This is a genomic window from Nocardia thraciensis (assembly GCF_054782435.1).
The window spans coordinates 164,783-178,027 of sequence record NZ_BAAGSM010000009.1 but is presented as its reverse complement, the minus strand read 5'-3'; the positions used below and the strand labels follow the sequence as shown (position 1 = coordinate 178,027).

At 68.8% G+C, this 13,245-nt stretch carries 14 protein-coding genes and 1 riboswitch; of the genes, 8 read left to right on the top strand and 6 right to left on the bottom strand.

The annotated features are described in order from the left end of the window. Nucleotides 1-54 precede the first annotated feature (54 nt). Both ACYVLQ_RS03180 and ACYVLQ_RS03175 read left to right on the top strand, forming a co-directional pair. Nucleotides 55-618 carry a DivIVA domain-containing protein gene (locus ACYVLQ_RS03180; RefSeq protein WP_460695843.1) on the top strand — a complete coding sequence of 188 codons (564 nt, stop codon included), beginning with the start codon at nt 55-57 and terminating at the stop codon, nt 616-618. A 119-nt stretch (nt 619-737) separates the two neighbouring features. Then, on the top strand, nt 738-1,721 hold the full coding sequence (locus ACYVLQ_RS03175) for a hypothetical protein (RefSeq protein WP_460695842.1): 984 nt from the start codon (nt 738-740) through the stop codon (nt 1,719-1,721). A 258-nt stretch (nt 1,722-1,979) separates the two neighbouring features. Here the strand turns inward: ACYVLQ_RS03175 and ruvB are convergent, their stop codons facing one another. From ruvB to ACYVLQ_RS03150, 5 genes are all read right to left on the bottom strand, one after another. Continuing rightward, on the bottom strand, nt 1,980-3,065 hold the full coding sequence (gene ruvB / locus ACYVLQ_RS03170) for a Holliday junction branch migration DNA helicase RuvB (RefSeq protein WP_460695841.1): 1,086 nt from the start codon (nt 3,063-3,065) through the stop codon (nt 1,980-1,982). Nucleotides 3,066-3,073: 8 nt separating this feature from the next. Further along, nucleotides 3,074-3,679, bottom strand: a complete 606-nt coding sequence (ruvA, locus tag ACYVLQ_RS03165; RefSeq protein WP_460695840.1) for a Holliday junction branch migration protein RuvA — start codon at nt 3,677-3,679, stop codon at nt 3,074-3,076. Further along, complete coding sequence (gene ruvC, locus ACYVLQ_RS03160) at nt 3,676-4,245, bottom strand: crossover junction endodeoxyribonuclease RuvC (RefSeq protein ID WP_460695875.1); 570 nt, start codon at nt 4,243-4,245, stop codon at nt 3,676-3,678. Before ruvC ends, ruvA begins: the two co-directional genes overlap by 4 nt. A gap of 141 nt (nt 4,246-4,386) precedes the next feature. Further along, on the bottom strand, nt 4,387-4,836 hold the full coding sequence (locus ACYVLQ_RS03155; RefSeq protein WP_460695839.1) for an acyl-CoA thioesterase: 450 nt from the start codon (nt 4,834-4,836) through the stop codon (nt 4,387-4,389). Nucleotides 4,837-4,922: 86 nt separating this feature from the next. Continuing rightward, complete coding sequence (locus tag ACYVLQ_RS03150; RefSeq protein ID WP_460695838.1) at nt 4,923-5,432, bottom strand: O-acetyl-ADP-ribose deacetylase; 510 nt, start codon at nt 5,430-5,432, stop codon at nt 4,923-4,925. 559 nt (nt 5,433-5,991) lie between these two features. Then, nucleotides 5,992-6,056: riboswitch (guanidine-III (ykkC-III) riboswitch) on the top strand. Between the two features lie 11 nt (nt 6,057-6,067). On the opposite strand from ACYVLQ_RS03150, the gene ACYVLQ_RS03145 reads away from it, so the two are divergent. Beyond that, nucleotides 6,068-6,382, top strand: a complete 315-nt coding sequence (locus ACYVLQ_RS03145; RefSeq protein WP_460695874.1) for a DMT family transporter — start codon at nt 6,068-6,070, stop codon at nt 6,380-6,382. A 34-nt stretch (nt 6,383-6,416) separates the two neighbouring features. On the opposite strand, the gene ACYVLQ_RS03140 is transcribed toward ACYVLQ_RS03145, so the two are convergent. Beyond that, nucleotides 6,417-7,853 (bottom strand): mannitol dehydrogenase family protein, encoded by a 1,437-nt coding sequence (locus tag ACYVLQ_RS03140; RefSeq protein WP_460695837.1) that lies wholly within the window; start codon nt 7,851-7,853, stop codon nt 6,417-6,419. 69 nt (nt 7,854-7,922) lie between these two features. Here ACYVLQ_RS03140 and ACYVLQ_RS03135 point away from each other — a divergent pair, with 69 nt between their 5' ends. Genes ACYVLQ_RS03135 through ACYVLQ_RS03115 form a run of 5 tightly spaced genes read left to right on the top strand, consistent with a single transcriptional unit; the run spans nt 7,923 to nt 13,228 of the window. Further along, on the top strand, nt 7,923-8,906 hold the full coding sequence (locus ACYVLQ_RS03135) for a sugar-binding transcriptional regulator (protein ID WP_460695836.1): 984 nt from the start codon (nt 7,923-7,925) through the stop codon (nt 8,904-8,906). Nucleotides 8,907-8,912: 6 nt separating this feature from the next. Continuing rightward, a complete protein-coding gene (locus ACYVLQ_RS03130; RefSeq protein WP_460695835.1) occupies nt 8,913-10,289 on the top strand; it encodes an ABC transporter substrate-binding protein in 1,377 nt (458 codons plus the stop codon). Nucleotides 10,290-10,291: 2 nt separating this feature from the next. Then, nucleotides 10,292-11,245, top strand: coding sequence for a carbohydrate ABC transporter permease (locus ACYVLQ_RS03125; protein ID WP_460695834.1), 954 nt, complete (start codon nt 10,292-10,294; stop codon nt 11,243-11,245). Further along, nucleotides 11,245-12,105 carry a carbohydrate ABC transporter permease gene (locus tag ACYVLQ_RS03120; RefSeq protein ID WP_460695833.1) on the top strand — a complete coding sequence of 287 codons (861 nt, stop codon included), beginning with the start codon at nt 11,245-11,247 and terminating at the stop codon, nt 12,103-12,105. Before ACYVLQ_RS03125 ends, ACYVLQ_RS03120 begins: the two co-directional genes overlap by 1 nt. 10 nt (nt 12,106-12,115) lie before the next feature. Further along, on the top strand, nt 12,116-13,228 hold the full coding sequence (locus ACYVLQ_RS03115) for an ABC transporter ATP-binding protein (RefSeq protein ID WP_460695832.1): 1,113 nt from the start codon (nt 12,116-12,118) through the stop codon (nt 13,226-13,228). Nucleotides 13,229-13,245 lie beyond the last annotated feature (17 nt).

The following is a 13,245-nucleotide window of genomic DNA, read 5'->3' as shown; positions in this document are numbered from 1 at the left end:
CGGGATGTGACCCGGGTAACATTTCCGCTCGTGACCCGTCGTCAGAATGAGCGCGTGACGGATGAGCATGCGCGACGGGTCCGGTTCTGCCGGGCCCCGTTCGGTCATCGCGGGTACGACGCCGCGGAGGTCGACGCCTTCTGCGAGCGGGTGGACGAGGCGTTTCGCGGCCGGGGCACGCTGACCGCCACGGAGATCCGCGAGCACGAGTTCGCCACCGCCGCTTTCGGTCATCGCGGCTACGACCGCGATCAGGTTGACGACTATCTCGACCAGGTCTGCATCGACCTGGAGTTCGCGCGGCGCGGCGCCAGGCCGCATCCGCACGGAAACGCCCTGCTCACACCGGAAGACGTGCAGCGCCTGCGGTTCTCGGCGCCGCCGCACGGGCAGCCCGGCTACGCGGCCGACGAGGTGGGCCTGTTCCTGAACCGGCTCGCCGCCACGCTGGCCCACGACGGGCCGAACCGCCTGACCAGCGCGGAGATGCGCAACGCCAATTTCGGTCTGGCGCATGCCGGAACCGCCGCCTATCACATCGAGGAGGTCGACTCCTTCCTCGATGTAGTCGTCCGGACGCTGGCGGCGCGGGAGCGCGGGGGCGAATCCCGCGCCTGAACCGGGTCGACCGCCCCGGCACTCGAATGTTGCCCGGTGACATACGATGGCCCACGCGTGCGTGAAACGTGAAACCACGGGCCGATCGTGGTGGCGGCCCGCGCGAGGGGACAGAGGATATGACAGACGATCGGCAGTGGTGGGAACGACCGGCTGCGGGATACGAGCCCACGGGACAGCCACATCCAGCCCCGCCTCCCGGGTACCAACAGCAGCAGCCGTACGAGTATCCGCCGCTGGGCGCCCCGCAGGCCTACGAGTACCCTGCGCTGGAATCGCAGCGGCCCTATCCGGGGAACTACCAGCCGATGCCGTACGGGGCGCCGCCGCCGCGCCGGAACACCGGGCTGATCGTGGCGCTCGTCGTCGGCATGGTCGTGGTGGTACTGGCCGCGGCGGGCGGCCTCGTGCTGGTGAGCAAGTCCTCCCGCGACGACAAACCCGCCGCCGCAGCGACTTCGACCGCCCGCAAGACCAGCGCGGCGCGGCCCACGACCGCCACGTCGGCACCGCCCACAACTGCCACGTCGGCGCCGCCCACGACCGCCCGGCGCAGTTCGACAACCACCGCGGTCATCCCCGGCTTCCAGGGTGTCGCGGTGCCCGCGCGCGGGATCGCCTACGACGTGCCCGCGGGCTGGAAGGTCGACACCGAGACCATGATCCGCGGTTTCGAGGACGACAAGGGCAACCGGATCTCCGGCACCGGCACGACCGTCGACGGCGAGGACTACTGCGCGTCCTCCAACCGGACGACCACCTTCGTCAGCCGCTCCGACGTGCCCGATCCGGCGGCGGCCGCCACAGATGTGGGTAAGAAGTCCGCGGAGTACGGCTTCAACAGCCCGACCGACGCCACCACCACGGCACCGACGCCGCTGACCACCGGCACCGGAATCGCGGGTCAGCTGACCGAGACCTCGGGCACCTGGAAGCCCGAGGATTCCGCCTGCACCACAAGCAAATTCACCGTCTACACCTTCGCCTTCCCCGGCCCTCAGAACCCGACCCTGGTCCTCACCATCGCCGCCGACCGCGGCGTCCCGGGCGAGGTGACCCCGGACCTGGCCCGCCAGATCTACTCCAGCATCCGCACACTCTGAGCCCGCCCGCTGCTCAGGAGATCGACCGCCGCCACACGGCATAGACGCCGGTCCCCCGCGACTGTGGTCGCAGAGTCCTGCCGTGCCCTCGAGGACGCCATCCAAGCAGCATGGTCGCTCGAGACGAGCAGCGCACCCGATTGGACGGAGAGCGCTGAGCCAAGGGTCAGTGCGCGGTCACGGACGCCCGACATCTTCGGCCGGACTCTGGCAGGCCGTATCGACCGCGGAAACCGCCCCCGGCTGATCCGCTGTCGCTCAGGAGTCGAACAGGTCCAGGGTGGGGTGGGGGTCGCGGCCGCGGACCTCGATGGAGCCGAAGACGAGGTCTGGGGGTGGGACCAGGCCCAGATGTTCCCAGGCGGCGGCGGTGGCTACGCGGCCGCGGGGAGTGCGGGCGACCATTCCGGCGCGGACCAGGAAGGGTTCGCACACCTCCTCGACGGTGGTGGCCTCCTCCCCTACGGCGACGGCCAGTGTCGAAACGCCCACGGGCCCACCGCCGAAGCTGCGCACCAGGGCGGCCAGGACGGCGCGGTCGAGACGGTCCAGGCCGAGGTCGTCGACGTCGTAGACGGCCAGGGCGGCGTGGGCGATCTCGCGGGTGATCACGCCGTCGGCGCGCACCTCGGCGTAGTCGCGCACGCGGCGCAGCAGGCGGTTGGCGATGCGGGGCGTGCCGCGCGAGCGTCCCGCGATCTCGGTGGCGGCATCGAGGTCCAGTCGGACACCCAGGATCTGGGCCGAGCGTTCCAGAATCCCTTGCAGCTCATCGGGTTCGTAGAAATCCATATGGCCGGTGAAGCCGAAGCGGTCGCGCAGCGGACCGGTCAGCGCGCCGGACCTGGTGGTGGCGCCGACGAGGGTGAACGGGGCGATATCGAGCGGAATCGACGTGGCGCCAGGGCCCTTGCCGACCACCACGTCGACGCGGAAGTCCTCCATCGCCAGGTACAGCATCTCCTCCGCCGGGCGGGCCATACGATGGATCTCGTCGATGAACAGCACGTCGCCCTCGACCAGATTGCTCAGCATGGCGGCCAGGTCGCCCGCGCGTTCCAGCGCCGGACCGGACGTAATGCGCAGGGCCGTACCGAGTTCGGCCGCGATGATCATCGCCATGCTGGTCTTCCCTAGGCCGGGCGGACCGGACAGCAGCACGTGATCCGGTGTGCCGCCGCGCTGTTGGGCGCCGCGCAGCACCAGGGCGAGCTGTTCGCGGACCCGCGGCTGGCCGATGAAATCATCGAGCGACTTCGGGCGCAGACTCGCCTCGATCTCGCCGTCGGACCGCAGATAGCTTGCGGTGACCTGGGATTCGTCGTCGTGGTCCGGCTCGGTCATCCGCCGCCCTACTTGTTCTTACCGAGCACGCCGAGCGCCGCGCGCAGCGCCTTGGACGTGTCCAGGTCGGGCTGTTCGGCGAGTACGCCGTCGACCGCCGGTTCCGCCTGCTTGGCCGCGAATCCGAGCCCGGTGAGCGCCTCCACCACCTGATCGCGCACGGGGGTGACGACCGGGGCGGGTCCGGCGCCGGGCGGCCCCGATTGCACCGGAACCAGATTCACCTTGTCGCGCAGCTCCACCACCATGCGCTCGGCGCCGCGCTTGCCGATGCCGGGCACCCGGGTGAGCGCGGCGACATTGCTCTCGGCCAGCGCCTTGCGCAGCGCCTCCGGCTCCAGCACCGCCAGCACCGCCATCGCGAGCCGGGGTCCGACGCCGGAGACCGTCTGCAGCAGGCCGAAGAGTTCGCGGGCCTCGGTGTCGCCGAAGCCGTAGAGGGTCATCGAGTCCTCGCGGACGATCATCGCCGTGTACAGCCGCGCCTCCTCGCCGCGGGTGAGGGCCGACAGCGTGGCGGGTGTGGCATTGAGGCGGTATCCGACGCCCGCGGCCTCGAGCACCACATGGTCGAGGCCGATCTCGAGCACCTCGCCGCGCACCGACGCGATCACCGGGGCACCGCCTTTCGTTGCTGGACAAGCTTTTCCGTGTACTTGCGCTGCGCCTGCGCCGCCAGGGCCTCCGCCTTCGCCATCCGGTCCAGCATCGGCGCCCGCCAGCAGTGACAGATCGCCAGCGCCAGCGCGTCCGCGGCATCGGCCGGTTTGGGCACCCTCCGCAAGCCTAGGATCCGGGTCACCATCGCCGTCACCTGAGCCTTGTCCGCCGACCCGTTTCCGGTGACGGCGGCCTTCACCTGGCTCGGCGTGTGGAAGGCGACCGGGATGCCGCGGCGGGCGGCGGCCAGCGCGATCACCCCGCCCGCCTGCGCGGTGCCCATCGCGGTGCGCACGTTGTGCTGGGAGAACACCCGCTCGATCGCGACCGCGACCGGACGGTGCGTATCCATCCAGTGTTCGGCCGCGTCGGCGACGTGCATGAGCCGCTCGGCCAGATCCATATCCGCGGGGGTCCGGACCACATCCACGTCCAGTGCCGTGACCTGCCGCCCGAGCCCGCCCTCGACGATGCTCAGACCGCACCGGGTGAGCCCGGGGTCGACGCCCATCACCCGCACGAAAAGCACCCCTCCACATCCGCGAACAGTTGTTCGAAAGTCTAACGGAGGATGTGCCGGTGTCCGACCACCGACACGGACCCGAACCGCGCCTCATCCGCACGGGGGGCGTCGAACGCACTCTCCGGCGCGGTCGTCCGCTCAGACCTGCATCCACGCAGGTAAACCGAGCAGCGTCGGATCGGTTGCGCGGCGCGCCCACTCCTCGGCGGGGTGGGGGACGAGCTTGCGGGTGTTCAGATCGAGCAGGCCGCTGACGTGGCTGACCGTCGCGGAGAGTTCGCCGTCGCTGCGGGTGAGGGCGTGTTCGACGCGGTAGGTCTTGCCGTCGGACCAGGTCCACGCGCAGGTGACCTCGGCGCGGTCGCCCGCGCGCAGTTCGCGGTGGTAGCGGATGGTGGTTTCGAGATTCACCGGCCCCAGGCCGTCGCGCAGGAGGTCGGCTACCGAGATACCGGCGGCCTGCACGCATTCGAAGCGCGCGTGATCGGCGTAGTGCTGGTAGGCCGGGCCCGTGACGTGCAGTTGCGGGTCGACGTCGCCGATGCGGACGTCGACCCGGATCGAGAACGGTTCGTACGAGTTCGCCACGCCACCACCCTTGCAGACGGCACCGACAAGAATCGCGGCGTCCAGAGATCGTGGAACAGCGCAGGCCGAGGACGCGTGGTGGCGCGTCACCGCATACGTGTGGCGAACGCGTGGTAGGCGTCCGCGGAGAACAGCACGAACCGGACCTCGGTGACGGTGGTATCGGCGTCGCGTACGGTCTCGATGGCGAGGCGGGCGCCGTCGTCGATCGGCCAGCCGTAGATGCCGGTGGAGATGGCGGGGAACGCCACCGTCGCGGCCCCCAGTTCGTCGGCCACGCGCAGGGATTCGCGATAGCAGGACGCCAGCAGATTCGAACGGTCCTCACGCTTCGCCCACACCGGACCGACGGTGTGAATCACCCAGCGTGCGGGCAGGTTCCCGCCCGTGGTCGCCACGGCTCGGCCGGTCGGCAAGCCCTCGCGGTACGTCGACGCGCGCAGTTCCCGGCATTCGGCCAGGATCGCGGGCCCACCCCTGCGATGGATCGCCCCGTCCACGCCACCGCCGCCGAGCAGCGTCGAGTTCGCCGCGTTCACGACGGCGTCCACATCCTGCTCGGTAATGTCGCCCTGCACCAACACGATCTCGGCCATCCCGCCATTCTGCGCGCACCGTGCAGGCTCGGTGGATCCCGGCCAAAAGCGTGCTGGGAAAGAAGAGGAGGAGCATGCCGGGAAGAAGAGGCGAGCGTGCCGGGAAAGCGCCTCCCTCACTTCCCCGCGCGCCCCGCCCTCACCTCCTGCGCCCCTCCCTCACCTCCGGCGCGCTCTACCTCACCTCCGGCGCGTTCTACCTCACCTCCGGCATGCTCTACCTCACCTCCGGCGCGCTCTACCTCACCTCCGGCACGTTCTGCCTCACCTCCGGCGCGCTCTACCTCACCTCCGGCACGTTCTGCCTCACCTCCGGCGCGCTCTACCTCACCTCCGGCATGCTCTGCCTCACCTCCGGCGCGCTCTACCTCACCTCCGGCATGCTCTGCCTCACTTCCGGCGCGCTCGGCCTCACTTCCGGCGCGCTCGGCCTCACTTCCGGCGCTCCTCATTCGTTTCCCGGCGTGTTTTTGGCCGGGATCCTTCGCTGGCTGACAAATGGCTCCGGGGTGGTGACGGAGTTGACATTGCTGGGTTGTGGGGGGTGTGACAGGTTGGAGGTGAGCCTGGCAAGGGGCTTCCGGACGAGGGTGCCGTACCCGGTGTGCGACAAGACGGCCTATTGGGAGGCTGTGATGTCGTGGGTCGTGCTGGTGTTCTCCGGGGTGCTCGAGGCGGTGTGGGCGACCGCGCTGGGCAAGTCCGCGGGCTTCAGTCGGCTGGGCCCGTCGGTGATCTTCTTCGTCGGATTGATCGCGAGCATGGCGGGATTGGCCTACGCGATGCGCGACCTGCCGGTGGGCACGTCCTACGCGGTCTGGGTCGGCATCGGCGCGGTACTGACCGTGGCCTTCGCCATGGCCACCGGCGAGCAACCGGTCACCGCTCTCGAAGTCGTATTCCTGGCCATGATCGTCGGCGGCGTCACAGGCCTCAAACTTCTGCACTGATTCCGGCAAGAGCGTGGCGGAAATTCTGGGATGGCTAACTCAGTAGGTCGGTCAGTGTCGCGCGGGATCCCTTGGCATGCAGGGATTCGAGGATCTCGGTGTAGGTGCGGACGAAGCGGGGGTGGTCGGGGAGGTCACCGAAGACGGGGTCGGCGAGGAAGGCGGTGGGGGTGGTGCGCTGGCGGCGGGCCAGAGGCCGCAACCGGTCCCGGAGGCGGTCGACTACCTCGATCGGGTCGCCCTGTTCGTCGACGCCCTCCGCGTAGCGCGCCCAGCTCGCCACGATCGCTGTCGCACAACGGATCTCGCCGCCCGACGCGAGCTGGTCCCGGATCACCGGAAGCACCCACTTGGGGATCCGGTCGGAGGATTCGGCGCACAGGCGGGCGATGGTGTCGCCGATCGCGGGATTGGCGAAGCGCTCGAGCAAGGTGCGGCGGTAGTCGCCGAGGTCGACACCCGGCACCGGGCGCAGGGTGGGCGTGGCCTCGTCGGCCATGTAGCGCAACAGGAATCGTTCGAACAGCGGATCCGCCGCCGCCTCGTCCACCATCCGGTAACCGCAGAGGTGACCGAAGTACGCCAGCGCCTGATGGCTCGCGTTGAGCAGCCGCAGCTTCATCGACTCGTACGGCGCCACGTCGTCGACCAGTTGCACGCCGACCTTCTCCAGCGCCGGGCGACCGAGCCCGAAGGAATCCTCCAGCACCCACTGCGTGAACGGCTCCGTCAGCACCGGCCACCGATCCCGCACACCGTAGCGCCGCTCGATCTCGATGGACGCCTCCACCGGCGTCGCCGGAGTGATCCGATCCACCATGGAGTTCGGGAACCGGACGTGCCGTTCGATCCACTCGCCCAGGCTAGGATCCCGCAGCCGCGCAAAGGAACCGAACGCTCGCCGCGCCACCGCTCCGTTGCCCTCGATGTTGTCGCACGACATCACCGTGAACGGGGCCAGGCCCCGCGCTCGCCGTCGCGCCAGCCCCTCCACCACGAAACCGAAAACCGTCGCGGGCGCGGCCCCCGGCGTCAGATCCGCGGCGATCGCCGGATCTCCCGCGTCGAATTCGCCGGTGCCCGGGGCGATGCCGTACCCGCCCTCGGTGATGGTCAGCGAGGCGATGCGCGTCGCCGGATCGGCGAGCTTGTCCAGCACGGCCTCCGGATCATCGGGGGCGTACAGATAGTCGACGATGGAGCCGATCATCCGGGTCTCCCAGCGGTCGGGCCGGACCACCGACAGCGTGTACTCGAAGTCCTGCCGCACCAATACATCTCGCATGGCCCGGTCGCCCGGCAGCACTCCCACCCCGCAGATCGCCCACTCGCGGGAACCACCGCGCTCCAGCAGCCGGTCCACGTACATCGCCTGATGCGCGCGATGGAAGCCGCCGACGCCGAAGTGCACGAGCCCGGTGGCCAATCCGGTGCGGTCGTAACCCGGTCGGAAAAGTGTTGTCTGCGTCACACTGCGATGGTACCGTGATTTGAGCAACAGTTCACACCGTGAGCATATAATCACTCGCCGAGGAGTGCCGTGGCGTCCGAACCATCCCGGCAACAGCATCCGGACGATGTCCGGCTCGCCCTGCGCGCCGCGCAGCTCTATCACCTCGAGGGCGCGACGCAGGCGGAAATCGCTGGGAAACTGGGGGTTTCGCGTCCCACGGCGGGCCGACTCATCGCCCGGGCCCGCGCCCAGGGCCTGGTCCGCATCGAGATCTCCGTCCCCGACGAGCTGAGCGCGGCCGTCCACACCGACCTCGAGAGCGATCTGGAGGCGCACTTCGGGCTGACCGAGGCGGTGGTGCTCGGCGACGCGCCGGACGGCTCCCCCTCCGGCCTGCAGCCCCTCGCTCATGCGGCGGTCGGAGTGCTGGCGCGCCGCTTGCGGGCTTCCGACACGCTCGGATTCACCTGGGGCCCGGAGACGATCGCGATCGCGCGCGAGCTGCGCCCGAGTTCCGCGCGCTGCGCCACGGTCGTCCAGCTCGACGGCTCGATGACCTCCTCCGACTACCAGACAGGCGTCGACTACACCCTGGGCCGCTGCGCCGATCGGCTACGGGCCACCGCGGTCCGCCTGCACGCCCCACTGTATGCCGACGCCGCGACCGTCACCGCGCTGGAACAGGATTCGGTGCTCGGCCGCGCCATGGCGATCGGCCGCGAGGCGCAGGTGATGATGTTCGGCGTCGGTCCGGTCTCCACCGCCACCACCTTGTTCGAGGGCAGCTACCTCGATGCCGCCATTCTGGACGAACTACGCGGCCTCGGCGCCGTCGGGGAGATCGGCGGGCGGTTCTTCCGCGCCGATGGCGGCGACGTCGACGGACCGCTGGTCGCCCGCACGGTCTCGGTGAGCCTAGGGGCTATTCGCGCCTGTCCCGCAACGCTGTTGATCTCGGGCGGCCCGGACAAGCACGAGGCCGTCCTGGGCGCGCTGCGCGGGGGTCTGGCCTCGATTCTCGTCACCGACGTCGACTGCGCCCGGTGGCTGCTGGAACAGAAGGAGGGGTAGCGCCCGATGACCGATGACGGCCCCCGATATCGACCGGGGCGCACAAGATCGCTTGCCGCCCTGGCGGCTACCACCATGCTGGCGCTCACCGGCTGCGCCGGAGCCGGATCGTTCACGTCCGGCGGCGGCGATACGGTGACCATCGCGATGGTGTCCAACTCGCAGATGCAGGACGCCATCGCGCTGTCCGACGAGTTCGAACGCGAGAATCCGGGCACCAAGCTGAAATTCGTCTCGCTGTCGGAGAACGAGGCCCGCGCCAAGATCACCGCCTCGGTGGCCACCGGCGGCGGCGAATTCGACGTCGTGATGATCAGCAACTTCGAGACGCCGCAGTGGGCGGCCAACGGCTGGCTGGTCGACCTGTCCGAGCACGCGCGCCGCGCTCCCGGCTACGACACCGAGGATTTCATCCCGTCGCTGCGAAAGTCACTGTCCTACCACGGGAATATGTACTCGGTGCCGTTCTACGGCGAATCGTCGTTCCTGATGTACCGCAAGGATCTGTTCGAACAGGCGGGGCTCGCCATGCCCGCCGATCCGACCTGGGAGCAGGTGGCGGAGTTCGCCGCGAAACTCGACGATCCGACGGACGGCCGATCGGGAATCTGCCTGCGCGGCAAGCCCGGCTGGGGCGAATCGCTCGCCCCGCTCAACACGGTCATCAACACCTTCGGCGGCCGCTGGTTCGACGAGCACTGGAACGCCCAGCTGACCAGCCCGGAAGTCGTTCGCGCCGTGCGGTTCTACGTCGACCTGGTGCGCACGCACGGCGAACCCGGCGCCTCCACCAGCGGTTTCAGCGAATGCGCGACGCAGCTGTCGCAGGGAAACACCGCAATGTGGTACGACGCCACCTCGGCGGTATCGGTGCTCGAGGATCCGGATTCCAGCAAGGTCGTCGGCAAGATCGGCTACGCGCCCGCCCCCGTGGCGCAGAAGCCGAATTCGGGCTGGCTCTACACCTGGTCCCTGGGCATTCCGACCTCCAGCGAGAAGCCCGACGCCGCATGGAAGTTCATCTCCTGGATGACCGGCAAACCGTACATCCGCATGGTGGGCGAGCGGCTCGGCTGGTCGCATGTGCCGCCCGGCAGCCGCCTGTCGACCTACCAGATTCCGGAGTACCGCGAGACGTCGAAGGCCTACGGGGAGCGCACGCTGTCGGCCATGGCGGGCGCGGATCCGGAACACCCCACGGTGCAACCGGTTCCGTACACCGGCGTGCAGTTCCTCACCATTCCCGAATTCCAGGATCTCGGCACCCGGGTGAGCCAGCAGATCAGCGCCGCGGTCGCGGGCCGGATCAGCGTGCGCGCCGCGCTCGAGCAGGCCCAGCAGTACGCCGACACCGTCGGCAAGTCGTATCGAGGGAATCAGTAGCCATGTCCGACACAGCCGTCGCCGCGGCGACCGTCGCCACACCGTTGGCGAAAGCACGACGACCACCCCGTATCTCGCGCGGCGAGAGCTGGCGCCGTCGCGGTCCCCTGCTCCCCGCGCTGATCTTCCTCATCGTGGTCACGCAGGTGCCGTTCGTGTTCACGCTGTACTACTCGACGCAGTCGTGGAACCTGGTGCGACCCGGCTCCCGGGAGTTCATCGGCCTGCGGAACTACGTGGATGTGTTCCGTGACAGTCAGTTTCGACAGGTCACGCTGAATACGGTGATCATGATCGTCGGCACGGTGATCGTCGCGGTCGTGCTCGGCCTGCTGCTGGCGCTGCTGCTCGACCGCGCCTTCCTCGGCCGCGGCATCGTGCGCACCCTGCTGATCACACCGTTTCTCGTGACACCCGTCGCCGCGGCGCTGATCTGGAAGACGACCATGCTCGACCCGGTGTTCGGCCTGATCAACTTCGTGCTGCAGCCGTTCGGGGTGGACCGGATCGACTGGGTGAGCCGGTATCCGCTGCCCGCGGTCATGGCCGACCTGGTGTGGCAGTGGACGCCGTTCATGATGCTGCTGATCCTGGCCGGGCTGCAGTCGATGCCGCGCGATGTCGTCGAGGCGGCCCGCGTGGACGGCGCCAACTCCCTGCAGATCTTCCGCGAGCTCACGCTGCCGCATCTGCGCCGGTTCATCGAACTCGGCGCCGTTCTCGGCGCGATCTACCTGATCAACACCTTCGACGCGGTGTACATGATGACCTCGGGCGGGCCGGGCATCGCCAGCTCGAATCTGCCGTTCTACATCTATCAGCGCGCCTTCCTCGGCTTCGATATCGGCCAGGCCGCCGCCATGGGCGTGGTCACCGTCATCGCCACGACCGTCGTCGCGACGTTCGCGCTGCGACTGCTGTTCAAATCCTTCACCGGGAAAGAGGAGGCGGCCTGATGACAACCACCGAAACCATTGCCGCACAGCGTGTTCCGGTGCGAAAGCGACGCTGGGGCGCGGGCATGCTCTGGGGTGTGCTGGCGTGGGTGGTCGGCATCGGGATGTTCTTCCCGGTGTTGTGGATGGTGCTCACGGCCTTCAAACAGGAGGGTGACGCCTACACCGATCCACCCAGGCTGTTCTTCACACCCACCCTGGACCAGTTCTCCGCCGTCCTGGACAGCGGCATCGGCACGGCGCTGCTGAACTCCACCTTCGCCACCGCGATGTCCACGATTCTGGTGCTGGCCCTGGGTATTCCGGCCGCGTTCGCGCTGTCGCTGCGCCCGGTACGCAACACCCGCGACGCCATGATGTTCTTCATCGGCACCAAGATGCTGCCGATCGTGGCCGCGATCGTCCCGCTGTATGTGATCGTCGGCGATATCGGCCTGCTGGACCACATCTGGGCGCTGGTGGTGCTCTACACCGCCATGAACCTGCCGATCGCGGTGTGGATGATGCGCTCGTTCTTCCTGGAGGTCCCGGGCGAGTTGCTGGAGGCCGCGAGCATGGACGGCGCGAGCCTGTGGACCGCGGTGCGCGAGGTGATTCTTCCGCTGATCTCCCCCGGGATCGCCGCGACCGCGCTGATCTGCGTCATCTTCTCCTGGAACGAATTCTTCTTCGCCGTGAACTTGACCGCCGTGCAGGCTCAGACGATGCCGGTGTTCCTCGTCGGATTCATCACCGGCGAGGGGCTGTACTGGGCGCGACTGTCGGCCGCGGCCGTGCTCGCCGCCCTCCCCGTCGTCCTCGCCGGGTGGCTCGCGCAGAACAAGCTCGTGCGCGGCCTGTCCTTCGGCGCCATCAAGTAAGGAAAAGTCCGTGGCCACAATTCATTACGATCAAGCCTCCTGCGTCTACGCCGGCGCCGACACCCTCGCCGTGGACGCGCTCGATCTCGATATCGACGACGGGGAGTTCATCGTCCTGGTCGGGCCCTCCGGGTCGGGCAAGTCCACCGCGCTGCGCATGCTGGCCGGGCTGGAGGAGATCGACGCGGGGTCGATCCGCATCGACGGCCGCGACATGGTCGGGGTGCCGTCGAAGGATCGCGATATCGCCATGGTGTTCCAGAACTACGCGCTGTATCCGAACAAGACCGTCGGCGAGAACATGGGTTTCGCGCTGAAGATGATGAAAGTTCCTGTCGCCGAACGCAAGCAGCGGGTGGCCGCGGCCGCCGAACTGCTCGGTCTGACGCCGTTCCTGGACCGCAAACCGGCGAAACTGTCGGGCGGGCAACGCCAGCGGGTGGCGATGGGCCGCGCCATCGTACGGGAGCCGCGGGTGTTCTGCATGGACGAACCGCTCAGCAATCTCGACGCCAAGCTGCGCGTGCAGACCCGCACCCAGATCGCTGCGCTGCAGCGGCGATTGGGCACCACGACGGTCTACGTCACCCACGACCAGGTCGAGGCGATGACCATGGGCGACCGGGTCGCGGTGCTGCGCGACGGGCGGCTGCAGCAGTTCAGCACCCCGGCCGAACTCTACGACCGCCCCGCCAACGCGTTCGTGGCCGGATTCTTCGGCTCACCGTCGATGAACCTGTGCACCGTGCCGGTCGTCACGGGCGGCGTCGACCTCGCGGGCAGCACGGTGGACCTGCCGCGGGAGCGGATGACCGCGATCGCGGCGGCGGGACTGGACCGGGTGACGATCGGTATCCGTCCCGAGCACCTCGAATTACGCCGCGACGGAACAGGTTTCGGCGTCACCGTCGAACTGGTCGAGGAACTGGGGAGCGAATCGTTCGTCTACAGCCGCCTCCCCGACGCCTCACCGACGCCTCTGGAGGGCGATTCACCCACACTGGTGGCCCGCTCCCCGCACCGCGCCCCGGCCCGACCCGCCGAATCCGTCACGCTCCGAGTCACCGATCCCACGGCCGTACACGTCTTCGACCCGGTGAGCGGGGCCCGCGTGGGCGAATGACCCGACAGCCGGGACTG

Excerpts from the sequence above, each read along its gene's own strand:
- ACYVLQ_RS03175 (WP_460695842.1), top strand. The coding sequence starts at position 738 with ATGACAGACGATCGGCAGTGGTGGGAACGACCGGCTGCGGGATACGAG.
- ACYVLQ_RS03150 (WP_460695838.1), bottom strand. The coding sequence starts at position 5,432 with ATGGCCGAGATCGTGTTGGTGCAGGGCGACATTACCGAGCAGGATGTG.
- ACYVLQ_RS03125 (WP_460695834.1), top strand. The coding sequence starts at position 10,292 with ATGTCCGACACAGCCGTCGCCGCGGCGACCGTCGCCACACCGTTGGCG.
- ruvB (WP_460695841.1), bottom strand. The coding sequence starts at position 3,065 with ATGACCGAGCCGGACCACGACGACGAATCCCAGGTCACCGCAAGCTAT.
- ACYVLQ_RS03145 (WP_460695874.1), top strand. The coding sequence starts at position 6,068 with ATGTCGTGGGTCGTGCTGGTGTTCTCCGGGGTGCTCGAGGCGGTGTGG.
- ACYVLQ_RS03130 (WP_460695835.1), top strand. The coding sequence starts at position 8,913 with ATGACCGATGACGGCCCCCGATATCGACCGGGGCGCACAAGATCGCTT.
- ACYVLQ_RS03120 (WP_460695833.1), top strand. The coding sequence starts at position 11,245 with ATGACAACCACCGAAACCATTGCCGCACAGCGTGTTCCGGTGCGAAAG.